Origin of the sequence: Kribbella soli (assembly GCF_004331345.1) — a bacterium.
GTDB lineage: Bacteria > Actinomycetota > Actinomycetes > Propionibacteriales > Kribbellaceae > Kribbella > Kribbella soli.
In genome coordinates, this window is sequence record NZ_SJJZ01000004.1 from 812,971 (window position 1) to 838,706 (window position 25,736).

At 69.3% G+C, this 25,736-nt stretch carries 20 protein-coding genes; 8 read left to right on the forward strand and 12 right to left on the reverse strand.

What is annotated here, in order from left to right; translation table 11 throughout:
- Positions 1-11: 11 nt before the first annotated feature.
- The 5 genes from E0H45_RS34705 to eccCa all read right to left on the reverse strand — a co-directional run bounded on the left by E0H45_RS34705 (position 12) and on the right by eccCa (position 6,589).
- Positions 12-308: a WXG100 family type VII secretion target gene (locus tag E0H45_RS34705; RefSeq protein WP_131345308.1), complete on the reverse strand. Its 297-nt coding sequence runs from the start codon at positions 306-308 to the stop codon at positions 12-14.
- Between the two features lie 13 nt (positions 309-321).
- Positions 322-645, reverse strand: coding sequence for a hypothetical protein (locus E0H45_RS34710; protein ID WP_131345310.1), 324 nt, complete (start codon positions 643-645; stop codon positions 322-324).
- A 141-nt stretch (positions 646-786) separates the two neighbouring features.
- Positions 787-2,235, reverse strand: a complete 1,449-nt coding sequence (locus tag E0H45_RS34715) for a hypothetical protein (RefSeq protein ID WP_131345312.1) — start codon at positions 2,233-2,235, stop codon at positions 787-789.
- Positions 2,236-2,245: 10 nt separating this feature from the next.
- Positions 2,246-2,719, reverse strand: a complete 474-nt coding sequence (locus E0H45_RS34720) for a hypothetical protein (RefSeq protein WP_131345313.1) — start codon at positions 2,717-2,719, stop codon at positions 2,246-2,248.
- A gap of 12 nt (positions 2,720-2,731) precedes the next feature.
- A complete protein-coding gene (gene eccCa, locus E0H45_RS34725) occupies positions 2,732-6,589 on the reverse strand; it encodes a type VII secretion protein EccCa (protein ID WP_131345315.1) in 3,858 nt (1,285 codons plus the stop codon).
- 114 nt (positions 6,590-6,703) lie between these two features.
- Between eccCa and eccD the strand changes: the two genes are divergently transcribed.
- From eccD to E0H45_RS34760, 7 genes are all read left to right on the forward strand, one after another.
- Positions 6,704-8,044 (forward strand): type VII secretion integral membrane protein EccD, encoded by a 1,341-nt coding sequence (gene eccD / locus E0H45_RS34730; protein ID WP_131345317.1) that lies wholly within the window; start codon positions 6,704-6,706, stop codon positions 8,042-8,044.
- A gap of 3 nt (positions 8,045-8,047) precedes the next feature.
- Entirely contained in the window at positions 8,048-9,463 is a 1,416-nt protein-coding gene (eccB, locus tag E0H45_RS34735) for a type VII secretion protein EccB (protein ID WP_131345319.1), read from the forward strand.
- A 26-nt stretch (positions 9,464-9,489) separates the two neighbouring features.
- Positions 9,490-9,813, forward strand: a complete 324-nt coding sequence (locus E0H45_RS34740) for a hypothetical protein (RefSeq protein ID WP_131345321.1) — start codon at positions 9,490-9,492, stop codon at positions 9,811-9,813.
- A 12-nt stretch (positions 9,814-9,825) separates the two neighbouring features.
- Positions 9,826-11,040, forward strand: coding sequence for a hypothetical protein (locus tag E0H45_RS34745; RefSeq protein ID WP_131345323.1), 1,215 nt, complete (start codon positions 9,826-9,828; stop codon positions 11,038-11,040).
- Between the two features lie 460 nt (positions 11,041-11,500).
- Positions 11,501-12,082: a type VII secretion protein EccE gene (locus tag E0H45_RS34750; protein WP_165546689.1), complete on the forward strand. Its 582-nt coding sequence runs from the start codon at positions 11,501-11,503 to the stop codon at positions 12,080-12,082.
- A 232-nt stretch (positions 12,083-12,314) separates the two neighbouring features.
- Complete coding sequence (locus E0H45_RS34755) at positions 12,315-13,349, forward strand: helix-turn-helix transcriptional regulator (protein WP_131345327.1); 1,035 nt, start codon at positions 12,315-12,317, stop codon at positions 13,347-13,349.
- Positions 13,346-14,995 carry an AAA family ATPase gene (locus E0H45_RS34760; RefSeq protein WP_131345329.1) on the forward strand — a complete coding sequence of 550 codons (1,650 nt, stop codon included), beginning with the start codon at positions 13,346-13,348 and terminating at the stop codon, positions 14,993-14,995. The genes E0H45_RS34755 and E0H45_RS34760 overlap by 4 nt, the downstream gene beginning before the upstream one ends.
- Here the strand turns inward: E0H45_RS34760 and E0H45_RS34765 are convergent.
- Both E0H45_RS34765 and E0H45_RS34770 read right to left on the reverse strand, forming a co-directional pair.
- The gene (locus tag E0H45_RS34765) at positions 14,990-15,526 is read right to left on the reverse strand and encodes a hypothetical protein (RefSeq protein WP_131345331.1); all 537 of its coding nucleotides are present in this window, start codon (positions 15,524-15,526) and stop codon (positions 14,990-14,992) included. The two genes, E0H45_RS34760 and E0H45_RS34765, sit on opposite strands and share 6 nt — an antisense overlap.
- On the reverse strand, positions 15,526-16,086 hold the full coding sequence (locus E0H45_RS34770; protein ID WP_131345333.1) for a hypothetical protein: 561 nt from the start codon (positions 16,084-16,086) through the stop codon (positions 15,526-15,528). The genes E0H45_RS34765 and E0H45_RS34770 overlap by 1 nt, the downstream gene beginning before the upstream one ends.
- 202 nt (positions 16,087-16,288) lie before the next feature.
- Between E0H45_RS34770 and E0H45_RS34775 the strand changes: the two genes are divergently transcribed.
- Positions 16,289-17,758: a serine/threonine-protein kinase gene (locus E0H45_RS34775; RefSeq protein WP_165546690.1), complete on the forward strand. Its 1,470-nt coding sequence runs from the start codon at positions 16,289-16,291 to the stop codon at positions 17,756-17,758.
- Here E0H45_RS34775 and E0H45_RS34780 read toward each other — a convergent pair whose 3' ends face one another.
- The 5 genes from E0H45_RS34780 to E0H45_RS34800 form a co-directional block, all read right to left on the reverse strand.
- Positions 17,759-19,798 carry a transglutaminase TgpA family protein gene (locus E0H45_RS34780; RefSeq protein WP_131345337.1) on the reverse strand — a complete coding sequence of 680 codons (2,040 nt, stop codon included), beginning with the start codon at positions 19,796-19,798 and terminating at the stop codon, positions 17,759-17,761.
- Entirely contained in the window at positions 19,795-20,922 is a 1,128-nt protein-coding gene (locus E0H45_RS34785; RefSeq protein WP_131345339.1) for a DUF58 domain-containing protein, read from the reverse strand. The genes E0H45_RS34780 and E0H45_RS34785 overlap by 4 nt, the downstream gene beginning before the upstream one ends.
- A complete protein-coding gene (locus E0H45_RS34790) occupies positions 20,919-21,917 on the reverse strand; it encodes an AAA family ATPase (protein WP_238155560.1) in 999 nt (332 codons plus the stop codon). Before E0H45_RS34790 ends, E0H45_RS34785 begins: the two co-directional genes overlap by 4 nt.
- A gap of 5 nt (positions 21,918-21,922) precedes the next feature.
- Complete coding sequence (locus E0H45_RS43725; protein ID WP_131345341.1) at positions 21,923-24,241, reverse strand: fibronectin type III domain-containing protein; 2,319 nt, start codon at positions 24,239-24,241, stop codon at positions 21,923-21,925.
- Positions 24,242-24,329: 88 nt separating this feature from the next.
- On the reverse strand, positions 24,330-25,688 hold the full coding sequence (locus tag E0H45_RS34800; protein WP_165546691.1) for an AfsR/SARP family transcriptional regulator: 1,359 nt from the start codon (positions 25,686-25,688) through the stop codon (positions 24,330-24,332).
- Positions 25,689-25,736 lie beyond the last annotated feature (48 nt).

A 25,736-nucleotide genomic window follows, 5' to 3' on the forward strand; every position in this document is an offset into this window, starting at 1 on the left:
CGAGCGGTGGATCAGGCGCGGATGTCCAGGGCGTTGGCCGCCGACCGGTCCGCGCGGTGCATCCGGATCCGTGCGTCGTCGAGAGCGTCGCTCCGGCGGCTGAGGACCAGGTTGATCTCCTCGTTCGCCTGAATCCACAGCTGCTGCACCGCCTGGAGCTGCGGCGAGCCTTCCTGGCTCTGCCATGCGCCGAGCAGCGCCTGGATGGCGGACTGGAGCTGGCTCTGCAGTTCGGTCACCTTGCGGTTCGCGGTGACCATGTCGAACGCGCCACGTGCCATCGCGTCCAATGGGTAATTGATCAGCATGAGTGCGCCTTCCTCAGAGCTTGGTGACGTCGAGTGCGGTGCCGGACCCGACCTGGGTGAACGCGGCCTGGCTGCCGGTGTCCTCGGACTCGTAGCCGTTCTTCGAGGTGGTGATGCCCTCGGACATCTGGTGCAGCTTCGCGCAGAGCCTGCCCACCGCGTCCAGGTGGTTGTTGTGTCCCTGCCAGAAGACGTTCTTGATCTGCCCGTCCATCGGGGTGAGGCCGCCCATCGCGTTGTCGAGCGCGGTCATCACCGCCTTCAGGTTGTCGCCGATCGTGGCGGCTTCGTGCGCCGTCCGCTGCATTCGCTGGAGTTCGGTCTCCACACCGGCCATGGTGTTTCCTCCTCGGTGGTTGCCGGCGCGTGATCACCGGTCGATGTCACGCTAGGTCCCGGTTCCGCGTCCTTCGGGCGCATTCCGGTTGCGGCCATGGAATGGCCAGTTGTGCCGTCAGCGGGTGTCCTCAGACACCTCTTAGAGCTTCCACAGCTCTTCGTCCAGCACGTCTTCGGTGGCGGTACGCCGGGAGCTTGCGGAAGCCCTGCGCTTGCGCAGCGGGGGCGCTCCGGACGGGGTCCCGTGTTCGCCGTTGGTCCGGCCCTGGAGGTCGGACTGCACACCTTGGCGGCGCATCCGCTCGGATGCAGTGGACTCGGACGGCACGGTGAAGCCAGGCTTGGATGCCGCCGCGCCAGGACGGATCTCGCCGCGGCCGGTGGCGCCGGCCGCACCTGCTCCGCTCATCGGCGGATACATCGGCGGCGCGCTCGACTGCGTTCCGGTCGTGGCGGAGGTCGCGGTCTTCCCGGTCAGTGCGGGTTCCGCTCCGGCACCGCCCGCAGTAGTTGCCGAGCGCAACGATGACGCCGGGCGGTCCGTCGTACCCGACGGCAATCCGGTGTGACCGCCACCGCCGCCACCGCCGGAGAAGGGCATGCCGATCGAGCCCAGACCGCCGCCACCGAAGCCGCCTCCGCTCGTGGTAGGTGGTGTGTAGGGCTCGGGCTTGTAGATCGGCGCTGTGCTGGTACTACCTGCCAACGCGGGCTCGTCGGTCGTGAGTCCGTTCGACACCGCGCTGCCGGGGTCCGGCGTCGTGCCCGCCGACGACGGGTCAGCTCCGAGCAGATCCTTCGCGTTCTGGGCGAGCGTCACCCACTTGTCCAGGTTCTCCGGCACCTTGCCGACAAGGTCGATCCCCTTGCCGACCACGTCGATCAGCTTCCCGGCCTCCTCGACCGGATCCTTCGCCTCCGGTGTCTTGGGTGTTGACGGATCCTTGGCGGGGGTCTCGGCCGGAGCGCCGCCGAGGTCTCCTGGCGCGCTGCCGCCGCCGGTGCCGGCCGTCGCGTTCGGATCACCGGCGTTCGGGTCACCGGCGTTCGGATTGTCGTCCGCCGCCTGCTTCGGCGCCATCGGACCGCCGTACTTGGCGTGCGGAACCGGGGTGATTCGCTCGAAGGTCTGCTGCATGAGCGAGGACAGGACGCCCATCACGTTGGCCGCCTGCCCGCGAATGTCGTCCATCTCGCGCAACGCCGCCTTGCCTTCGGTGGCGTCCGTCGCGGTCAGGTGCCGGCGCTCGGCGTCGGCGTACGGCTGCACCAGCCCGCCGACGATCCGCTGGGTGTCGACGATCGTGCCGCCGATGTTCGTCAGCTGCCCGCCGACCTGCTCGACGAACGGTCGCCACTCGTCCACGGACGCGCGACTGTTGTTGACCTCGTTCTGGAAACTCGCGAACGCCGCACTCTCCCCGAAGGCGTGGGTGTTGTCCCAGGCGCGCTGCAGGTTGTCCTGCGTGGTCTGCAGGTTGGTTGCCGTCGTCGTCCAGGTCTCGCCGGCCTGCAGCCAGACGTCGGGTTTGACGCCGCCGAGCTGCGCGACCATGTCGGCCATCGAGGTGTTGCTGTAGTCAGCCATCGGAGACCCCTCAGTCGGTCGGGTAGTCGAACGGCCCGGGGGCGAGGATGTCCACGTCCGGGTCGTGGGTCGTGGTCGCGGCCGGCTTCGGCGGGTCGCTCACCACGGGCGGTGGCGGCGGGAGCGGCAGACCTTCGGAATCGGTCCAGTCGCGGGGCCGGACCGGGTTCAGTTCGGTAGCGATGATGTCCTTGGCGTTCTGATCCGTGGTCTGGAAGCGGCCGGCCGAGACCTGGTCGGTGGTCTCGAAGCGGGCGGCGGCGTTCTGGGCGATGGTGCCGAAGGCCTCGACACCGCGACCCAGGTCCTGCCCGAAGCCGGCCACCTGCGGCGCCCATTTCTTGATGAACTCGTTCGCCGTGGCGGCGTCCGGCATCCCGCCGCTCAGGTCGAATCCCGTGAGCCGCTGGGCGAGGGCGTTGAAGTCGGCCGGGTGCAGCATCGCGGCGAAGTCCCGCAGTTCCTGCGGTGAGACCTGGACCATCAGTGACTCCTGTCAGATCGAGCAGTTGACGAGCTGGATGAGGTGGGCGTCGCCGCGGCGACCGACGAGGAGGCCGCGGCCGGGCGGCTGCGCCTGGGGTTTGGTGGTGCCGAGCAGCGGCCCTTCGGTCTTGTCGCCGCTCATCACGAGGCCCGGCGTACCGGTGTCGCGGAGGCGTGCGATCAGGGGTTCGAAGATCGCGCGTCCGGCGCCGCCGCTGCGGCGGGCGACGATCAGGTGCAGGCCGATGTCGCGGCCGTGGGCGAGGTAGTCGACCAGGCCGGCGAGCGGGTTCGTGTGGCCGGCGACCAGGTCGTAGTCGTCCACCAGGACGTGGATCTGCGGCCCGGTCCACTCGCCGGACAGCCGGCGTTCGAGCACCGGGAGCAGGTCCGCGACCATCGCCTCGACTCCCCGCGGATCCGTGAAGGTTCCCATCACGTGTTCGCCGTCGACGGCCAGTGAGCGGCGGTAGTCCACCACGATGACCCGCGCCTCGGTGGGCTCGTAGCGCTCGACGATCGAGCGCGCGATCCAGCGCAGGAACCCGGTCTTGCCGGTCTCGGTGTCGCCGAACAGCAGGAAGTGCGGGTCTGCGTCCAGGTCGACGTACGCCGGTCCGAGGTCGCGCTCCGCCAGTCCGATGGGCAACCCGGCGCGTGGTTCCGGCTGCCGACGCAGTACGGCGGCCAGCTGTTCCTCTGGCAATTGCAGCGGAAGCAGGCGTACTCGCGGTGCACCCGACACCGGCCACGCCGCGGCGAGCTGCGGACCGAGATCGCCGGCCGGCGTCGCGACGACGAGGTGATGTCCCTTGCCTGCGAGGCCGCGACCGGGCTTGTCGGCCGGCACGCTCATCGCGGCCCGGCGGTCGACGACCGAGTCCGCGGGGTCGCCGAGCCGCAGCTCGATCTTGGTGCCGAACAGGTCGCGGATCGTGCCGCGCAGGTCGAACCACCGCGAACAGGTCGCGACCACGTGGACGCCGTATGCGAGGCCGCGGCCGGCGATCTCGGCGAGCGTCGTCTCGAGCTCCTCGAAGTCGGAACGCAGCACCGGCCAGCCGTCCACCACGAGGAAGACGTCACCCCACGCGTCGTCCGCGAACTCGCCGGCCGCGCGCCGTTCCCGGTACGACGCCATGCCTTCGATCCCGTGTTCGGCGAAGAAGCGTTCCCGGTTGCTGAGTAGCTGCAGTACTTCCGCGACGGTCCGGCGTACGGCGCCGACGTCGAGGCGGGACGCCACACCGCCGACGTGCGGGAGCTCGCGGAGCGTGGTGAGCGATCCGCCGCCGAAGTCGAGGCAGTAGAACTGCACTTCGCGCGGGGTGTGGGTCAGGGCGAGCGCGGAGACGAGCGTGCGGATCGCCGTGCTCTTGCCGCTGTGTGGGCCGCCGACTATCACCGCATGCCCTGCGCCGGCGGAGAGGTCCACGACCAACGGGTCACGCCGCTGCTCCAGTGGCTTGTCGATGAGCCCGATCGGCACGCGCAGTGTTCCACGTGGTCCGGCCGCCGTGAGCCCGTAGTCGGGGTCGACGGTCAGCGTCGGCAGCAGGTCGGTGAGCGGCGGCGGGTCGTCCAGCGGCGGCAGCCAGATCTGGTGGGCCGGTTTGCCCTTGTTTTCCAGGCGATCGACGAGGATGTCGAGCAGTTTCTCACCGACACCGTCCTCCTCCGGCTGCTCCTCGACCTCTGTCACCGGCTTCGACACATAGGCACTGGTGTACACCGCCACGTCGTCCGCGTTGTCGCTACCGGACGCGATCGAGCTGACCGCCGGGCGATGTACACCGGACACGTAGGCGGAACGGAACCGGACGAGAGTCTCGGTACCGATCTGCAGGAACCCGTGCCCCGGTGCCCGTGGCAGCTCGTAGGCGTCCGGGATTCCGAGCACTACGCGACTGTCCATCGCGGAGAACGTCCGCAACCCGATCCGGTACGACAGGTGGGCGTCCAGCCCACGCAGACGCCCCTCCTCCAGCTTCTGGCTGGCCAGCAGCAGGTGTACGCCGAGTGCGCGGCCGAGTCGACCGATCTGGTTGAACATGTCGATGAAGTCCGGTTTGGCGGACAACAGCTCGGAGAACTCGTCGCAGATCACCAGGAGGGTCGGCACCTCGGGCAGGTCGGCACCGGCGGCCCGGGCGAGCTCGTACTCCCGGATGGACTCGTAGTTGCCGGCTCGCCGGAGCAGCTCCTGGCGGCGGATGATCTCACCGCCGATCGCATCGGACATCCGGTCGACCAGGGCCAGCTCTTCGGCGAGGTTCGTGATCACCGCACTGGTGTGCGGCAGCCGGTCCAGCTTGGTGAACGTGGCACCGCCCTTGAAGTCGACCAGTGCGAAGTTGAGGCTGTCCGACGAGTGGGTGGCCGCCAGCGCGAGGACCAGGGTGCGCAGCAGCTCGCTCTTGCCTGAGCCAGTCGCACCGATCAGCAGGCCGTGCGGTCCCATGCCGTCCTGGGCCGACTCCTTCAGATCGAGCTCCACCGGCGTACCGTCGGCAGTCACACCGAACCGGACGCGTAGCCGGTCGCGGTTGGGCCTAGGTCCCCAGTGGCGGGCAGGGTCGAAGTCGTACGGCTCTCCCAGCCCCAGCAGGTCGGTCAGTCCGAACGCGGACGCGAAGCTCTCGTCGCCGTCCGTTCCGGTCGACAGGCGCAGTGGCGCGAGGAGCCGTGCCAGCGCCTCCGCGTCTGCAGTAGTGAAGCTGTCCGCCGTACCGACATCCGACTCGCCGTCCATGGTGATGCTGGTCAGCGCGCCGTCATCGGACACGTCCAGCAGAACTGTGGAGCGATCGAGCAGCCGTGGCGGCTGGGTGGTCAGGTCGATGACGCTGACGCCCTCCACGCCGTTGCCAGTCATCAGGTGGTCGGAGCCGACTACGTCACCGCCGTCGATCAATACGACGATGTGCGGGCCGTCCACCCGACTCGACGCGGCCGGGTCGAACCGTGGCCGTTGTGCGAGCAGATCGTCCAGCACGGACTCCAGGTCCGGAACGCTCTTGCTGATCAGCCGAATCGGTCCGAGGGCGTCTGACTTCTCTGGGTGGTGTGCGTGCGGCAGCCACTTCAGCCACTCCCAGTCCGCTCTGGTCTCCGGACCGATGACAGCGGTGATCAGTAGATCGTCCGGCGAGTGAAACGTCGCCAGCTGAGCAACCAGGGCACGCGCCAGGCTGCGAGCACGGTCCGGTTCACCGTCGACGTACACGCGGGAGAAGCCGCGCAGGGCCATCGCCACGGGCAGTCCGGGCACAGACGAGTACGTCGTGATGAAGCGGCGCAGTGCACCGGCGGACAAGGGCTCAAGCTCCTCGAGTGGTGCAGTGTCGGGCGGAGCGACCGGTGTGGCCAGCGGCTGTGCACCTGTGCCTACTCGAACAATCGCGAAGTCGGCGTCGTTGCGGCGGCGCTCCCAGAGCCGGTAGCTCTCGACCAACGTCCACAACTGTGTCGGGTCCGGGTGCAGGTACGACAGCGCCGTACGTTGCTGGGTGACGGCACGCCTGGCCCGGATGCGCTGCTGGGACAGGTGCCTGAGGTAGCCGCGTCGTGCGCGCGCCATCTCTCGGCGTGGTGCGCCTTGTCCTGCGAACGCCACCGCCGCCATGCCCAGCGCGGACAGTCCGAACAGACCGCCGACGATGTAGCTCATCCGGCCGCCGCCGCCGAGTGTCGAGTACATCAACGCCATCGCGGCACCGCCCGCGAGCATCGGAACCATCATCACGTACTGCGAGAGCTGCCTGCTCGCAGGCTGCGGCAACGCCGGCGGCGGATCCAGGGTGACGTCGCCGGTGGGCAGCGCCGGGCCGTCGCGCCGTGGCGGTCTGCTGACGATGACTGTCGACATGCTCCAGGACGTTAGGTGGTGCGGCAGGAGCACAGAGGGCGGCGGCCACTTGCTGACAGTCCACAAGCTGCAAGCACAGGGCCCTGTGATGCTGTGCGTGCCACGGTTGCTGCCGTGAGCATTCGTGGACTGGTCAAGGTCACCATCGACGCACCCGAACGCCGCATCGACCTGGCACTGCCGGAGCGATCGACGGTGGCCGAGGTGCTGCCCGGCATCCTGCGGCACGCCGGCGACGGTCTCGCCGATTTCGGCGCACTACAAGGCGGTTGGGTCCTCCGACGACCCGACGGCGAGGCGCTGGAGACACACCGGGACCTGGCCGGGCAGGACGTCAGGGACGGCGAGGTCCTGCATCTCGCACCGGCACACCAGCAGTGGCCGGAGCTCGAGTACGACGACCTCGTGGACGCTATCGCCACCGATGCGCGGTCCGGTGGCCGCGCCTGGACGCCAGGAGCGACCCGCTGGTGCGGACTGGTCGCGGGAGCGGCCGCCCTGCTCACCGCACTTGCTCTGGAGTTGCACAGTGGACCGCCGTGGTCCTCCGTGGCCCTCTTCGCGCTGGTCGTCGCGGGCGTGCTGATGACGGTTGGCGTCGTACTGTCGCGTGCTGTCGGCGATGCCTCGGCGGCTGCTACCACCGGAGCGGTGTCGATAGTGTTCGCGCTGGCCGGCGGAGCCTTGTTGCCTGCCGCATCGTTTCGACTGTCGGAGCTTGGTGCGCCGCAGCTGACCGCGGGCGGCGCGGCAGTGCTGCTGTTCGGGCTGATCGGGTACGTCGGCATCGCGCGACACACTGCGGTGTTCGTGGCCTCGGTGACCGCGGGCGTCCTCGCACTCGTTGCCGGCTGGCTGAGTGGCGCGCTGGGCGGCACACGATCCGCTGCCGTTGTCGGTGCCGTGGCGGTCGCGTTGATACCGATGGCCGCGCCGATCGCGATGCGGATCGGTCGGCTACCGAAACCCGTTCTGCCCACCAGTACTGCGGATCTGCTGGCCGACGCGCCCCAGCCGCCTCGACGCCTGGTGTACGCCGCCGTACTGCGTTCTGCAGCGCTCTACACCGGCATCCTCGCCGGACTCGCCGTCGGGCTCGCCTGCTGCCTGTGCGTGCTGGCGCGGTCCAGTTCGACACCAGGACGGGTGCTGGTGGTTCTGGTCGTCGGGATCTGCTTGCTTCGCGCGCGGTTGCTACCAGTGGTGACGCATCGGCTCAGTCTGATCGGTGCAGGTCTCTTCGGACTCGGCTGGTTGCTCGTGCTCACGCCGTACTCGCTGCTGGGGTTCTCGGCGGTCGCTGCGTTCCTCGGGCTCTGGTACGCGCGGCACAGGCCAGGTGCGTACCTGGCGCGGTACGCCGAGCTGGCTGAGGTGGTCCTGGTCCTCCTCGTGGTGCCGGTGCTGCTGTGGGTGCTGGGGCTGTACGCGTACGTACGCGGACTGGGTGGGTGACGCATGGCCTCCAAACGGGATCAGCTGCAGTCGCACCAGTTCGTTCAGCAGCGCATGACGCATGCGTTGCTGCTGCGGGAGACCGACCCTGAGTTCCCGCCGTTCCGCCGTGGCGTCGTCGCGATGCTCATCGGCATCGGGCTCGCCGTACTCGTACTTGCAGGCGCAGGTGTGTACGGGGCGCTTTCGCCGGGCGGCAAGACCTCCTGGAAGTCCGGTGACCGGGTCATCGTCGAGAAGGAGACGGGCACGCGGTACGTATACCGGGACGGGGTGCTGTACCCGGCGGCGAACTATGTGTCGGCGTTGCTGCTCGCGAACAAGTACAGCGCGCCGCTGATGGTGTCTGCCAAGTCGCTGCTCGGCGTACCGCGTGGCCAGCGGGTGGGGATCCCGGACGCACCGGACTCCTTGCCAGCCAAGAGTCGCCTACTCGGGAGCGGCTGGTCGCTGTGTGCACAACCAGGTGTCGACTCGGCCGGCAGTCCGGTCGTGCGGTCGGTTCTGCTGGTCGGGACCGAGCAGTCCGGTGCCGCGTCTGACTCGTTGCTTGTTGTCGGGCCTGATGGTCAGAGGTACCTCATCTGGCGCGGCTACCGGCATCTCATCCAGCAGCAGGCCACTGTGGCGGCGGCGCTGGCGTTGAACAACGAGGCGTGGTTGCAGGTGCCTTCCGTGTGGCTGGACCTCGTTCCGTCGGGTCCGCCGCTTGGACCGATCTCGGTGCCTGGTGCCGGCACACAGTCCGGTCTGCTCCGACCGGGTCGGATCGGCACGCTGTACGTCGTACAGACGTCGACCGGGCAGGGACAGTACTACCTGCTGCAGCGGGATCGACTGGTCGCGATCAGTTCGCTGCAGTACGACGTACAGCGCACGGCGCCGGTGACGCGGAAGGCTTATCCAGGGTCCGTGCCGGAGGCCGTTCGGTTGGATCCGGCTGTGGTGGCGCAGGTGTCGGGTGGCGTGGGTACGGCGACCACGGACTCGGCGTTGCCGACCACGCGGCCGACGTTCGCGCGACCGGAGTCGTCGGGGGACTCGGTGTGCGCCGTGTTCTCCGGTGGTGAGTTCCGGCCGCGGTTCACCCTGGCCGGCTCATTGCCCTCGGCCGGCGACGCAGGTGTCACCACCGGACGTGGCACCGGCGGACTGCCGTTGGCGGACGTGGTCGTCGTACAGCCCGGGCACGGGGCGGTCGTGGAGGCGATGGCGTCACCTGCTCAGCCTGCCGGGTCCGGGGCGTTGTCGTTCGTGAGTGACCTCGGGCGGCGGTACCAGCTGGCGAATCGCGACGTACTGGGTGTTCTCGGTTACGACCAACCACCTGTGGTCCGGCTGCCGGCCGAGCTGATCAGCCGACTGCCCGCTGGTCACGCGCTCGATCCCGACGCGGCGACCTACCCGATCGGACCTTGACCAATCCCTCAACCTCAGGAGGAAAGATGGACATCGGCACGCTGACTGTGGTGCCCGACGAGCTACGCCAGTTCGCGGCGCTCGCCCCACTGGCGACGGTCACCCCGGTCTCCGGCACCGTCCAGGCGACGCCGCCGCTGGCCGGTTCGATGCCGGAGAGCGCGACCGTCGACGCGCACGTCCGGTTCTGCGTGGAGAACACCGGCACGGTCACGCTGCAGGCCACGAACGGCATCGCGACCCTCATCGACGCCGCACTCTCGATCGCCGGCCGCTTCGAGTCCACCGACCAGTCGAACGCGATCACGCACCGGACGCTCGCCGACGAGTTGCCGACGGCAACGGACTGACGGGACGCGATCATGGGTGCGTACTTCGGGATGGAACTGAACGCGATGGCGACGATGCTGTACGGGCAGCGCGCCGAGCCCTGGCACGCGGGCGCCGACATGTGGGGCTCGGCGTGCCAGCAGCTGCTCGCCACGCACGGCGACCTCGGTGCGGCGAACTCTGCCATCGCCACCTGGCCGCTCAGCATCGGCTCGGTGTCGCAGATGGCGTTCAACGGACAGGTGGTCGGCAGTCTCGCGTCGCTCGGCGAGTGGGCGGCGTACACCGGTGCGATGTCCGCGGCACTCCGGCTGGGCGGTACGGCGCTGAATGCGGCGCAGGCGGTGATGCCGGCGCTGCAGAGCGGGTACGACACCGCGGTCGCGTTGAGCGGCGTACCGATCATCGGGCCGTTCGCGGCGCAGGTCGCGGTCGGTCTGCAGCAGGTCGGCGGCGGGATGATGGAGGCGGTCGGGGTGGTCATGCAGGCGCCCACCGCCGTACCGCAGCCGACTCAGGGCTGGCAGGGGCCGGGCGGTGGCGGAGCGATGCCGTCGTCGCCGGTGACCGCCGCGTCGGTGACGGATGTGCTGGACGCGACGGACAAGTTGTTCAGTGCGCTGGAGAAGGGCGCGAACCTGGTGCAGACCGTCACCGGGCTGGCGCAGTCGGGGAGTCTCGGCGACGCGCAGGACACGCTGACCAAGCTGCCCGGGTACAAGGACCTGCCCGGCACGATGATCCATCCGGACCTGACGCTGGCCGGCGGGGCCAGTACGACGGCATCGGTGCCCAGTCCGTCGATCGGGGTGCCGCTGTCGACAGTCGGTGCAGCCGGTGGGTCGCCCGGTGGGATCCCGGCCGCGGTTCTCGCCGGGACGGTTGGCGCAATGACCAGCTCCCTCCGCAGTACGCCGGGAGTCGCATCCTCGGCTGCCGGGGCACGGATCGCGGCGGGCAGTGAACCGGGGCTGGCCGGTAGTACTGCGCGGGGCGCCGCGGCTGCCGCCAAGTCAATGCCCGCGATCACTCCGCCGATGTCCGGGGCGTCCGGTGGGGGCGGCTCCAACGAGGTCCGCTCCGGCTCCCGCAAGCGCTCCGCCAAGGACGACCACCTCCGCGAGTCCGGCGTGCAGCCCGCCCTCCAAGGCCGCCCTACCGAGGACGCGGACTTCACGCTCCCCCGCCCCCGGCGCCAGACCCCGGGTCCGCTGCTGGACGACGAACTCTTCACCCCACACCCATAGGCCGGGAGGCCGCATGACTACCACCCCAGCCACCGCCCCCGCCGCCACCCCCACGGCACCCCGCCTCACCAACACCCTCATCACCACCACAGTCGCTCCACCCCGCACCGCTCAGTTGGCTGCCAGGCCAACTCCACCTGCTCGGCCTGCACCAGCAGCGGCGTCCCGTCCCGCACCTGTCTCCGCAGCTAGTCCCGCTCCCGTCGTGCCGTTGGCATCGGCTGCCGTACCTGCGCCTGCTCCGGTGCGTGGTGCGCGGGTTGGCTTGGGACAGGTGGTGTGTTGGGAGGTGGGGGTCGGGCTGGTGGCTTGGCTGGTTGGGCGGGGGTGGGTTGCTGATGTGGCTGCAGGGCTGGTGGCTGTTGGGGTGCTGGTGACTACCGCCTGCCGGTGGCGTGGGTTGTGGTGTTACGAGTGGCTTCGACTGGCCGGTGGCTACCTGGTGCGGGGCACTCGGTTCGTGGCGGTCGAGGGGGTCCGCGGACGCCTCGAGGTAGGTGACGTGGAGGCGGGCACGATCATCCGGCCCGACGGCGTGACCGTCGTACTGGAGAGCGACGTACCCCCAGACCTGACTCCGGCCGAGCTGATCGAGGAGCACACCGGTCTGCGGGTGAAACTGCTTCGGCGACCCGGCCGCGCCTGGATCGCAGTCACCGCGCTCCGATCCGCCGGCCGCCACCAGGACACCGAGCTGGAACTGCTCCTCGCCAACACCGTGCGCCGGCTCACCAAACGCCTCCGCCGTCGCGGCCTCCGCGCCGAGCCGCTCGACCCGAACGACCTGACCGGTCTGCTCACCACCCTCACCCCGAAGCACATCTCCGAGGAGTGGGACGCCCTCGGCCTCGGCCCAGGCCGCTACCGGATGTACGCCGTACCTGCGCACCTCGCACTGCAGCAGGCCGGTGCCGTCACCGTCACCACCTCGAGCGACCTCGACCACGCCCTGGTTCTGGCCCACGCCGACGCCCCTCCCGCCCCGGTCGCGGTCCCCCGGACCGGCCGGCAGCGCGCCGCGTTCCTCGCCTCCCTGCCCTGATCCGCGCCTGATTCACGCCTGATACAGCGGCTGGATCAGCGCGCTGGACAGGGAATGTATCGGGTGTATCCGGCGTGGACAGCGGCGAGATTCGCGCTGGATGGGGGGCCGCGATGGTTCTGGTGTTCACCGAGTCGCACCGACTCGACCGAATCGAGCGAGGTGTCCCGTGTACCACTCAGAGCCCTCCGAAGGCGCTTCGTACCTCCGTACGGCCCGCTACCCGCGAGCTGTGAAATCCGCGCCGCAGGTCCGCACCACCGGACGGCGGCTCGCCCATCTGGGCGTCGACGCGACCGCCGAGCGCACCTACCTGGTTGTCCTCGAGCGGCCCTCCTGGACCCCGGCCGAGCTCGGCGAGCGGCTCGGGCTGGACGACGCCGCGACCCACCAGGTGATCGAGCACCTGACCAGCCTCGGACTGCTTGCCCGCGGCAGCTCGGGCGACGTGGTCCGCCCGCTCAACCCGCGCCTCAGCCTCACTGCGTTGCTCGCCGAACGCGAGGCCGACCTGGCCCGCGTCACCCGCGACCTGGAACGCAGCCGGGTCGCCGCGGCCGAGATCGCCGGCGAGTTCGCCCGCCGCCACCCGGCGCCGCTCGGTGACGGCAACAGCGCCCTGGACTGGGCCGGCAGCCCGGCCGCCGCACAGCGCACCATCGAGGGTCTGCTCAAGTCAGCAGCCGGTGAGGTGCTGGTGAGTACGCCGGCCACCGCAGCGCTCGCCGATCCGATCGCGGGACTCCGCGAGCTCGGCACCGGCGTCCTGGCCCCTCCGGTTCGCTACCGCATCCTGGTCCCGGACGCCGCCCGTACCGACCCGATGCTGGCCCGCCGGCTGCAGCAACTGACCCGCAACGGCGCGCAGGTCCGTACGGCGACCACCGTCCCGCTCTGCGCAATGATCGTCGACTCAGCGACCGTGGCCCTGCCCGCCGACCGGACCGGTCGCGGCGCCGTCAGCATCCTCCGGCTGGCGTCCGCAGTCGGCGCAGTGACCGAGCTGTACGAGCGCATCTGGCACGCGGCCACCCCGCTGCGTCAGCCGACCGGACTGGGAGACGCGTCCGGGCTGACCGTCCGCGAACGCGAAGTACTCTCCCTGCTCGGCGACGGCGGCACCGACGCGTCCGCTGCCGCGCAGCTGGGTGTGTCGGTCCGGACCGTACGCCGCATGGTGTCCGAGATGATGGCCCGTCTCGGAGCCCAGAGCAGGTTCCAGGCCGGGCTGAAGGCGGCCGAGCGTGGCTGGGCGGGGACGCGATGAGCCGCACCCTCCTGGTGGCACCGGACCGTCCAGGTGCCTACCCGAGCATCGGAGCCGCAGTACTCGACGCCCCCGACAACGCGGTCGTCTCGATCGCACCGGGCGTCTACCGAGAGGTCATCGACCTCGCGGACCGATCGGTGACCCTGACTGCCGACGCAGGTGACGTGGTCATCGACGCCACCTCGGCTCAGACTCCGGTACTGCGGACCGCGGGCGGACGACTCGTCCTCCGCGACCTGACCATCCGGGCCGGTGACGCCCCAGCAGTCGAGCTCAACGGCGGTGCGCTGCGTGCCGAACGCTGCGCGCTCTCGGGCCGCTTCGGTCCGGTCGTACTCGTCACCGGCCCGGCCGAGGTGTCGGTGTCACACTGCAAAGTCGACGGCGGCGAACACGGGCTGGTGCTCGAGGACTGCACTGCGCAGGTCGAGCACACCAAGGTGTCCGGTGTGTCCGCGGACGGCGTCATCATCCGCCTGGGCGCAGCCGTCGTACTGCGCGACTGCGAGTTCACCGACTGCGGACGCCGCGGCATCTACGCGTACCAGTACGGCCGACCGACCATCGAGAGCTGCGAGGTCTCAGGTACGTCGGAAGCGGGCGTGCTGATCGCCTACGACTCCACCGCGATGCTGAGCCACACACTGATCCGCGACACCGCCGGACCGGCTGTGGTGTTCGGGCGCCGCTGCCACGGAGAGGTCGTGTCCTGCCGCTGGGAGAACACAGCCGAACCAGCACTCGACCTGGCCGAACCGGAGCTCGTCTCGGTGACAGCCGCAGTGCAGGTGGAGCCACGCGCGACCACGGACGAGCCCGCCGCCGCAGACGTGGAGTCACTGTTGGCTGAGCTGGACGCCATGGTCGGACTCGCAGGTGTGAAGGACGAGGTACGTAGCCTCATCGACGAGATCCAGGTCAACGAGTGGCGACGGAAGGCCGGGCTACCGGTCGGCAGTCTGAGCCACCACCTGGTGTTCGCCGGCGGTCCCGGGACCGGCAAGACCACGGTCGCCCGCATCTACGGCAAGCTGCTCGCGGCACTCGGCGTACTGCCGAAGGGGCAGTTCAGCGAGGTCGCACGACGCGACCTGGTCGGCCAGTACCAGGGTCACACCGCGGAGAAGACCTCGGTGGTGTTCCAGGACGCGCTAGGTGGCGTGCTGTTCATCGACGAGGCGTACGCGCTGTCGCGGGCCGGCGCCGAGAACGACAGCTTCGGGCAGGAGGCGATCGACGCCCTGGTCAAGCTGATGGAGGACCATCGCGACGAGGCGGCGGTGATCGTCGCGGGATACAGCCACGAGATGCAGCAGTTCCTGGACGCCAACCCCGGTCTCGCGTCGCGGTTCTCGAAGACCATCGACTTCGAGAACTACTCCCCTGACGAGCTCACCCTGATCGTGCAGCGGATGGTCGCCGCGAACGAGTACGACCTGGACGCCAGGGCCGCACCGATCCTGCAGCAACACTTCGCGGCGGTCTCACAGGCAGCGAACTTCGGCAACGCCCGCGACGCGCGTCGGCTGTTCGACCGGGCCCGGAAGGCACAGTCGCAGCGCCTGCGCCGGCTCGACGGCATGCCCGGTCTCAGCGACCTGCGTACGCTGCAGCTCGCTGACGTGGCCGCAGCGGTGTCATGAGACCGGTTCGAGGACAGCAACGAAGTCCGACAACAGCTGAGCAACCCCGTCGAGTACTACGTCGAGCTGGGCACCTGGTGTGCCCGGCTCGCCGATCGTCGCGAGTACTTCGCAGTGCGCCCACAGCGACGGCGCCACCCAGCCCCACTGCCACAGCTCGTACGTCGTCGTACTCACCAGGGCCAGCGGCTCCAGCCCCGGTACGCCGATTGCGAACCGCTCCAGGTCGTCGGGACGATTGCCGAACCCCACGAACAGCGGCAGCAGCCGGTACCGGTGCGCGAACTCGGTAGCGTCGTCGGCCTGCGTCAGCACGCCTCGGCTCAGCAACGCGTCGACGTGCTGCTCCGCGTCGTCGATGTCGGCGGCGAGGCACTCGGCGACCAGTTCGGTCACGGTGGTCCAGCGGTGCGCCAGAGCCCAGACGTCGAACTCGGCTGCGCTCAGGTTTTCCGCCGTACGGCCGACGCGGATGACGTGGTGCTCCGACTCGGGTCCGGCGCCGTGGCCGACCGGAAAGACAGTGGTCATCAGTACTCCTGTACGGCGAGGTCCAGGCACGCTGCGTTCGGACCGAGCAGCGAATGCAGTGCGGTCAGTACGGCGGTGAGGTCGGCTTCATGTTCCTTGCACGCGATCAGCAGATTGGGAGACAGGTGTCCCCACAGCCAGAGGTCGTAGAGCGTTCGGGTCATCCCGGTGAGTGCCAGCTCGGTAGTGCCCGACCTGAACATCGTGGGGATCTCCGACGTGTTCCCGAGGCCGAGTTGCAGCGGAAGGAGCCTGTGGCCGGCTGCGAAGTCGGCGGGGCTGTCCAGGTCGACCTCGGCCAGCAGGTTCCTGGTCAACAAACGGTCGATCAGTACTGCGCCGTTCGTGATCTCGCTGTCGTCCAGAAGCGCGACGATGCGGCTGCGCTCCCACGGACTGCGGTCGTCGGTCAGACCGTGCGCCAGCGCCCACACCGCGAACTCTTCGACGGTCAGCTCAACGATCTCGCTGCCGAGCCGCACCTGTTGCACATGACTCTCCGCAGCGCCGGTGAGGTGCACTCCGAGACACTGGCCGATCGGAAACATCAACAGAGTCATGTTTCTCAGGCTGACAGGTGCCAGGCACGCTGCGAGACCGCTTGCAGCATGTGGCCAGTGTGTGGCCGCAGGCGCCGGGCTGGCGGCGAACGACCTGTTCACACGGGAAGATAGACACGTGACCGACAAGGCAGGACCTGACTCCGCTCCGGCGCTTCCGGGGTGTACAAACGTGGTCCTGGTCCGTTCTGGGATCCCGAGGGTGTACCGGTGCCTGCGGCAAGGGACTGCGGCCAGTGCGCTGGTTTACCCGGTCCGCGTCGATGCGAGCACGGCGGCGGCGTTCAACAAGCAGGCGAAGGCGCTGCAGGGGGTCAGTCATCCGCATGTCGCGTCGGTGCTGGAGTCCGGTGTAGCTGACGGATTCCCGTACCTGATCAGCATCGCTGACGCCGGGACTCTGGCAGAGCAGATACGCAGCCAGCTGCGCTCACCTGCTGATCTGGCGGTGCTTGGTCGGCAGCTCGCGGAAGGTCTGGCTGCTCTGCACGGTGCTGGGCTGATTCACGGCGGTCTCACGCCAGGTGCGGTCGTTCTGCTGCCGGACGGGCGTCCGCAGCTGTCTGCGCTCACGCTCGGGCTGGGCCAGCACACTGGGCACGCCGCGTTGAACTCACCGAGTCAGCTGTACGTCGCCCCTGAGACGTTGCGGGACGGGACGCTGACTGCGTCGTCCGATCTGTACGCGCTGGGTGCAGTGCTGCACGCTGCGATCAGCGGGAAGCCGCCCTTGGCTGCGCGGATGGGTGAGACAGCCGGCGAACACATCCTGCGCGTGCTGAACGAGCCGCCGGCGCGTCTCGAAGTACTGCCGGATGAGTTCGCGGAACTGATCGCGCTACTGCTGGAGAAGGACCCTGCCAAGCGGCCCATGTCTGCTGAGGTCGTCGCCGCGGCTCTCGCAGCGTTGGCAACACCGACGACCGCGCCGATGCCTCCCGTGCGTCCTGTCACCGCAGCACCAACCAAGCAGGCCGCCCCCGCCACACCACCCCTACCGCGGCCGGCAGTGATGTCCCGAGCCACCCTCCGCTCGTGGCCCACCACAACAGCCCCCACCCCACAGCAAAAAACCACCCCAGCTCCGCAACAGCCGGCTGCTGCTCCGTCACCCCCTGCCGGACCACCAGCCACTGGCGGACCGACGCCGCCGGCCGCCCCACCGCAGTCTGGAGGCCAGGGGCCGTCGCCCGCGAGCCCGCCGCCCGCTGCCGCTCCGGCGGGTGGTGCCTCGTCGCCTGCTGCGCCTCCGGCCGTGGCTGGGGTCAAGCGGCGTAACTGGTTGCTTGTGGCAGCGAGCGTTGTCGTTGCGGCTGCTGTCATCACCACGTTCGCCCTGGTCAACCGCAAGGGCCAAACCGACACACCCCCGATCAGCGGCCCAACCCCGACAACAGCCTCCACACCAGCGCTCGCAGTCAAGCTGAACCCACCGGCCGACCACAGCACCTACGTAGACCTCAGCTGGACCGGCCCGTCCGACGTGAACTATGCGGTCGTCATCGCCCAGGTCGGTCAACCCGCGGACGTCAAGCTCGTCTACAAACACACCAAGTACCGCGTCAATGTCGTCCCCGGAATCCAGTACTGCTTCGCCGTACAGGCCACCGACGGCATCAACAAGATGGAGACCGACCCGCGACCGGTCCGCGACGCCCAGTGCGAGCGCTGATCACCCGATCAGGCTGCGCGCGCTGAGCGTCGTACGGATCCGCTCCGACAACCGCCCCTCGGCCAGCCCGCGCTGAGCCTTGCGTACGGCGGACCACGCGAACTCCCGGTCCGGGTCGGAGTCCTGCCCCGACCACAACGCCCGGTCCAGGCACCCGGCGAGCAACGTCATCGCCTGCGACACGGGACCGTCCGAGTCACGTGCCAGGTCCCGTGCCGTGGCGGCCGGAGTCACCCGCATGCCGTGATCCCGCAGCAGGTCACGCGCCTCGGCCCACGCTCCGAGCGTCCCGTGCCGCCTGCGCCGCCGACGACGTACCGCCTTGGCCAGCGGCACCCCGATGATCCACAACAGCACCATGGCCCCGAGCGCAGCAACGACCACCACCAACGCCATCCAGCCCGGCCAGTGATGCGCCGTCTGTGGGTCCTCGGGCGCCGGCAGCGTCGGCTCGGACCGGTGCTCGCGCTCGATCTCCTTCTTGGACGGCAGTTGCTTTCGCACGGTCTCCGCCGCACCTGCCAGCCCACCACCCGCCTTGGACGTGGCGGTTCCGGTCGGGTCGAGCGGCACCCAGCCCACCCCTGTCACCGCGACCTCGGGCCATGCGAGTACGTCGCGGTTGCGGATCACGTACGTCCCGTCCGGGCTCGGTGTGTCCGGCTGCTTGAACCCGACAACGAGCCGTGCCGGCAACCCGAGCAGCCGCGCCATCACGACGTACGACGCGGCGAACTGCTCCGACGTACCGCGCTTGCTGCGCAGCAGGAAGTGGTTGAGCTGCGGGTACCCGTGGCCGGTGGGGAGGTTCTCACCGGTGGCCAGCTTGTAGTTCGTCCGCAGGTACTTCTCGAGTACCAGCGCCAGTTGGAACGACGGCCGCACGTCACCGGCGATGCTGCGGGCCAAGTCGTCGATGCCTACTGGCACCTCACCGAGATCCGCACCGCTGCTCGGGTCCGCGTCAACGCCGGACGACGCCAGCTGGTCCGAGTCGACCGTCGGCTCGGCCCAGGTGACCCGGTACTGCGACGGTCGCTTCTGCTCGGCCAGCAACGCACCGGACGCCGGATCGACCAGTAGCGGCAGGTCGTCCACCACCGACAGCGTCCGCGTCTGGCTGGGCAGCCACGGCAGCGACCAGTCCGCCAGCGCGACATCCGCCGACTGCCGTCGTACCGGCACCGTCACGTGGGAGTCGAGTGGCAGTTCGCGTCCGAGGCGCTGGAACTTCGGTGCGGCCGTCCAGGTCACTCCGTCAAAGTTGTCCAGGGCAATCACCGGCCAGCGGTCCACAGGACCGTCAGCTCGGGCAGTGAACACCACGGTGTCCGGCGAGTGCAGTCGCGCGGCGATCTCGGTCAGCGGGTTGCTGAGCACAGTGGGTGAGTCAGGCGGGCTCGGCTTCGCCAGGTGGGCCGCAGTGGACGTCGGCAACGCCAGCCCGAGAGTGCTGGCACCAACTGCCATGGCGGCGAGTGCTGCGACCAGACGGACCCAGGCGGCACGCTCACTCGGCCACTGCACCAGCACCAACGCGAAACAGCCAGTGAGCGCCAGTCCGACGAGTACTGCGTCCAGTCCGGTCACTGTGACGTACGCCTGCGACAGACCGGCCACCACAACCGCAGGCAGCAACGCCAACAGCCGAGACCGCTGCAGCACGCGCGCGCCCACCAGACAGGCGAGGAGAACCAGCACCGGTACAAACGCAACCAGATCCGGTGACGGAGTGGCCGGCCACGTCGACTCGAGCGTACGACGCCAACCGGACGTCACCGCATCCCACAGGGACACCGGTCGACGAGCAGCACCAGGGATGACCGCCAGCAGTGCGACGACTCCACCAACCAGCGTCAGCGGCACCCGCCAGCGAGCAAGCTGCGGTCGACGCAGGATCCCTTCCTCAACCAGGTACGCAACTACGGCGACCGCCAGCATCGGCCAGAGCACAGCCGACGTACCGAACAGCGGCGCGAACAGCAGCCCCGCCACCACACCGGCAGCAAGGACTCCGAGGATCGGCAACCGTCGTGTCATGCGGGTACGGCGTTCCAGGCGTCGACTGCGTTCTGTGCTGCGTTGGCGTGGATGACGTGGACGCCGGCACCGGTGTGCAGCGCCGGCTCGTCATGGGTCACGTCGATGCACACCACCGGGCGGTAGCTCGACCTGAGGTTCGGCACCTCGGCCAGACCAGCGGTGTCGCCGGTCAACACGACCAGTGCGCCGCCGTCACGTCCAACCGGCAGAGACTCGAGCAGGTTGGTGGTGTTCGTCGCCTGCTCGACCCTGGCGAGCTCGTCGAGCAGATCGCTGACGGACTGTACGTCGTGGTCCGTGCCGCAGGGTGTGGTGAGCCGCAACCGCTGACCGGACTGTGCAGCAACCACCAGGATCGACGCCGCGACAGAAACAGCGGTGTCGAACTGGTCTGCGGTCAGTGCTGTCGTACGCGTATCCAGCAATACCTGCAGTCGCGGCTGGTCCGGGTCGACGTACTCGCGGACCATCAGCCGACCTGCTCGCGCGGACGCCTTCCAGTGCACGTGGCGGACCTCGTCACCGGGCACGTACTCACGCAGCCGGCGCAGGTCGATCGAGCCGCGCAGCGGACCAGCGGACACCGGCCCTTCGAAGTGGTGCCGTTGCCGGATGCCAGTCGCCGTACGAGCGGCGTACCGCTTCGGGTGGACGAGGAGCGTGGCTGCGCTACCGATCGAGACCTGACAGGACACGAGGCCGAACGGGTCGGAGCGACGCAGCAGCAACGGCCCGACCGGCAGTGGCCCACGACGAGCGGTCGGCAGCTCGTAATGGTACGTCGCGACGCCGTTCGGCGCCAGTGCCGTGACCGCAACCTCGGACTGGTGCGCACCAGCGGTGTCGGCGGCAACGAACGCCGGCTGTCGCCGCGTGGACTCGTTGCGCACCATCAGCCGCGCCAAGGCAGGCTGACCGCACTCGACTCGGTCCGGGTACAGCACGCGCTCCACAGTCACCTTAGGACGACGTACGACGGTCAACACGCTGATGAGCACCGCAGCAAGACCAGCTCCCGCCAGCACTCGCAGCATGGGGTAGCCGAGCAGCTGACCCGCTACCAGCAAGGCGATCGAGCCGACCAACACTCCCCAGGCTCGTGGCGTGAGCCTGGTCCTCATGACACGACGCCAAGAGCCCGCTTGAGGTCGCGCCGTACCGGATTGCCAGGGGCCGGAGTGTCTTCGAGTACGTCGTCCACAACGCTCTCCGCCGTACGACGGGCCAGCGCGGCGTCCGCCGTCAGCACCAGGCGATGTGCCAGTACCGGATGCGCGATGCTCTTCACGTCGTCCGGTGTCACGAACGACCGTCCGTCGGTCGCGGCGATCGCACGGGCCGCGCGGATCAGGGCGATGCTGCCCCGCGGGCTAGCGCCGTACCGGACTGCACTGTGCAGCCGGGTCGCCGCAGCGAGACGTACTGCGTAGGCCATCACTGCCTCGTCGACGTACACCGACCGGACCGCGGCGACGACCCCTCGCAGCGTGTCCGGGTCGATCACCGGCTCCAGGTCGTCCGGCGTCGGTCCCGCGCCGTCCAGCGCGACCACCTCGATCTCGGCGTCCAGGTCCGGGTAGCCGATCTCGATCCGCAGCAGGAAACGGTCCAGCTGCGCCTCCGGCAACTGGTACGTGCCTTCCATCTCGATCGGGTTCTGCGTGGCCAGCACCATGAACGGGTCCGGTACGCGATGGGTGTCAGCGTCGACGGTCACCTGCCGCTCGGCCATCACCTCGAGCAGAGCGGACTGCGTCTTCGGCGTACCGCGGTTGACCTCGTCGGCGAGCACGACGTTCGCGAAGACGCCACCAGGGTGGAACACGAACCTGCCCTGTCCCTGGTCGTACACAACGACCCCGGTGATGTCGCCGGGCAGCAGGTCCGGGGTGAACTGGATGCGGCTCCAGCGGCCCCCGATGCTGCGCGCGAGACTGCGGGCCAGGCTCGTCTTCCCCAGCCCGGGCAGGTCCTCGATCAGCAAGTGCCCGCCGGCGAACAGCGTCGCGATCGCCAGCCGGACCACCTGCGGCTTGCCGCGGATCACCCGCTGGATGTTCGCGGAGATCAGCTCGTACGCCTGCTGCGGCTCCATCCCGTGCCCCGCCTCCCGCATCACCACTACGCATCCTTCCGTCGACGCGAGGTACGTCGTACTCGTGCGGCCGACGTACTCGCCGGAGGCAAGGCCGGGGCCGCGGCTGCCGGAGCAGCCGTGGCGGAGCCGGCTGCACCGGTAGCGGTCGGACTGCTGCTGTTGTTGCGCTCCCGTGTGATCGCCTTGACCGTGAAGGTCAACTGCAGAGCGGACAGACCGGTGTAGCGAGTGCTGGTGGTTGTCACGGTCCTGTCCGCCTGACCGGTGGCAGAGACCACGTAGTGCACCAGCTGGCCGCCGTTGAGGTTCGGTGCGGTCCAGGTGAGCGACACCGAGCCCTTGCCCGGAGTGGCGGTCACCTTCGGCGCTGCGGCCGGAGAGTACGGGTAGACGGTGCGCGTCGCCGCCGAACGCGGTGAGGTGCCCGCCTTGTTCGTGGCCGTCACCCGGTAGCTCACGCCCTTGCCCAGCGCCGGCTTCAGCGAAATCGAGCTCTGGTACGTCTGCGCCTGTGTCTTCGACCCGTCCGAGCCGAGCACTGTGTACCCGGACATCGTGTAGTCGGAGGTGCTCGGTGAGGTCCAGGAGACGGTGACAGAGCCGTCCGCCTTGGTAGCTGCACTGACCTTGGTCGGTGCGCTCGGCGGCTCGGCCTGCCCGGTCATCGACGTCACTTTCGAGTCCACGGCCGGTCCGGTCCCGACCCGGTTGGTCGCGGACACCGTGAAGATGTAGCTGCCGAAGCTCAGCAGTTCGCTGAAGCTGTGGCTGCGGGTGCTGCCGACGACGGCGACCGACCCCGAGGCGGGGAGGCCGACCACATAGGTCCCTGGCGCGGTCCGGAAACTCACCTTGTAGCCGGTGATCGCAGCTCCGTTCGCTCGCGCCGCAGTCCAGCTGACGGTCGCCTTCCCGTCACCTGGCTTGACGGAGACCGATCCGGGGGCTCCCGGCGCGGCCGGTGGCGGTGAGGTCGGCTTCGACGTCGGCTTGCTGGTCGGTTTCGCCGTCGGCCTGACCGGCGGCGGCGTGGTCGGCCTGGTCGTCTCGGTCTTCCCAGGCGTGCGCTCCGTCTCCCTGGGCTCGACGGTCTCGGTACGGCGCGGCTTCCCCGGGCCGACGGTCACCTGGATCGGCGGCAGGATCGACCTGTGGGTCGGCGGTGTGGACGGCGGGGTGGAGGTCGGCGTCGACGTCGGCGTGCTGCTGGGGGCCGGGGTGCTCGGGGTCGGCTTCTGGGTGGCAGCAGGCGACACCGGCTTGTTGCCGCCGTCGACATCCACCTCGCTCACGGTCCCGTCGCCGTCGACCACGGTCACGACCTCACCGGTCTCGTCGTCGATGTAGATCCGGCCGTCCTGCCCGGCAGTCACCCGCGGACCGCCCTTGTGGTCGCCCTTCTTCTTGCTGAGCTCATGCGTGTGCAGCGGCTTGCCGTCAGGTGCGTACGTCCGCACGACCCGCTTCTCGCCGTCCAGTACGGCGACAGCGGCGCCGGTCGCGGCGACAGCGTCGTACCGCCCCGGAGGCAGGTTGATGCTCTCGGCCTTCTTGGCACCGGCAGCGTCGACGAGCAGCAGCCGCTGACCAGCCAGGATCGGGATGCGGCCGTTGACGTCCGACTGAGCTACGACAGAGGTGGTCGGTAGCGAACCGCTGATGTCCATCGGCACGGCACGGCCGGCCGTTTCACCGGTCAGCGGGGTCAGGGTCCGCTTGGACAGGTTGGCGAACGCAGGCTTGCCGCCCACGCTCAACAGCGCACCGGCATCACCGGCTTGTGAAGGCAGCTGACAGGCCAGCGTGGTCGAGCCCGGCGCCAGCTGGCAGAACTGCTCTGCGTTGCGCACCCACAGCGCACCATCGGCTGTAGCGATCGCACTGGACACGACACTGCCCACGGTGACCGTCTGCTGCTGGTCACCGAGCCGGACGATCTGACCGTGCTGCCGGTACACCAGGTACGGCCCGCCCTGCGCCTCGATACCGATCGGTTCCTCCGGGATCCCGATCCGGACCGTGCTCTTCACGGTCAGGTCGGACTTGCCGAACACGATCACGCCGTCCGCGCGCACGACGTACCCGTTGGTGCTGCTCTGGACCACCTGGCTGCCCGCCTCGGTCTGGACACCACGGACCTCGGCGTCGACGCTCTTGCCGCCGCCGTCGACCCGGAAGACCGCGCCGACAGTCGCGTTGTAGACCCAGTGGCCGGCCTGCTGGAAGGCGACCGCGGGGGCGCCGCGACCCAGCGCGGACAGGCCGACGAACGTCCCGAGGATCAGGGCCGCGACCGTCCACCACGCAACGGGCCGACGGATCGCGCGAGCAATGCGGGTCATGGGTAGAAGGTGCCTCTCATCTGTCCAGCTGCGGTACAGCGGCGATACATCCGGCCACGAGTCGTCCGGAAGCGGTCGTCAGCACGGGTCACGAAGCGACCGTTGACCGCGCCGGGACCTCCGGTTCGCCCAGCTCGGCCAGAGCCGCACGGGCCTCGCCTGCGGTCGGCGACTCCGGCAGCAGCCGCAGCGCACGGCGGAGGTACTCCGCTGCCTGCTGACGCGCGCCGGTGCTGGCCTCAGCCAGGGCCAGGTTGACCAGCACAGTGCCTTCGGCCTCCCGGTCTCCGTGCACCGAGGCGATCGCCAAAGCGGCCGTGAACTCAGCACGTGCGTCGTGGACCCGACCGGACCGCGTCTGCGCGATCCCGAGGATGTTGCGGGTGATGAGCTCGCCGTACCAGTCCTTGCCGGCACTGGTCGCGGCGGCGACCTCAGCAACCAGCGGAGCCCAGTCCGGCACGTCACCACCGGTCTCGATGAACTGGTGTACCGCAGTGGTCAGCAGCCACGCGTTGGCCACCTCGTTCGCCGCCAGCAGCTGGCTGATGGCAGTGGTGAACTCGACGTGCCGCGTGGTGAACCAGTGGTGGGCCGCAGCCGCATGCTGTCCGTTCAGGGCAGCGGCAGCGTCCAGCACGGTCCGCACGTACGCATCAGGTCCGGGCCCCTCGGGCTTGGCCGCCTCAGGTTTCGGCTCCTCCGGTACGTCGGCCAACAGCTGCTGCTGCAACGCACGGAGCTCCGGCCCCGGCTCCGTGCCCAGCTCGTCCACGAGCGCACTCCGGGCCTTCTGGTACGTCGCGAGCGCGTCAGCACGCCGTCCCGCGTCCCGATACGCGACGAGCAGCCGCACCCAGTTCGTCTCCCGCAGCGGGTCCTCGGCCGTCAGGCTCTTGCACAGCGCGATCGCGTCGGCGAATCGCGACGTACCGATCAACGCATCCGCCAGCCGCTCCCGGACCGACCAGCGCAGCTCGGCCAGCCGCACCACCTCCGGCTGGTGCCCGTCGGTGACGAGCCCCTCGTACGGCGTACCTCGCCAGAGCGACTGTGCCGACTCCAGGTGCTTGAGCGCTCTCGCCGCGTCGCCCGCGGCCAGAGCCTCATCACCTGCGGCCAGCAGCGCCTGCAGCCGATCGGAGTCCAGCTCGCCGGCGTCCACCCGGATCCGGTACGCCTTGGAGCGGCTCTCGATCCGCTGGCCGTCCGCACCGAGCGGTGGGAGAGCCCGGCGGAGCTGCCAGATGTACGTGCCGATGTTGCGCTCTGCCGACACCGGAGGGGTCTTACCGGCCCAGACCGTATCGATGATCTCGCCCACGGCGACCCAGGTGTTCGCCTTCACCAACAGCAACGCGAGCAGCGCGCGGGGCTTGTCGGCACGGATATAGCTGACCGCGTCGGTGCCATCGATCTCCACCGGCCCCAGCACCCGGAACAACACCGCCGCACCACCTCCACCTGCGCTGGACTCACACCGAACCACTCCGAC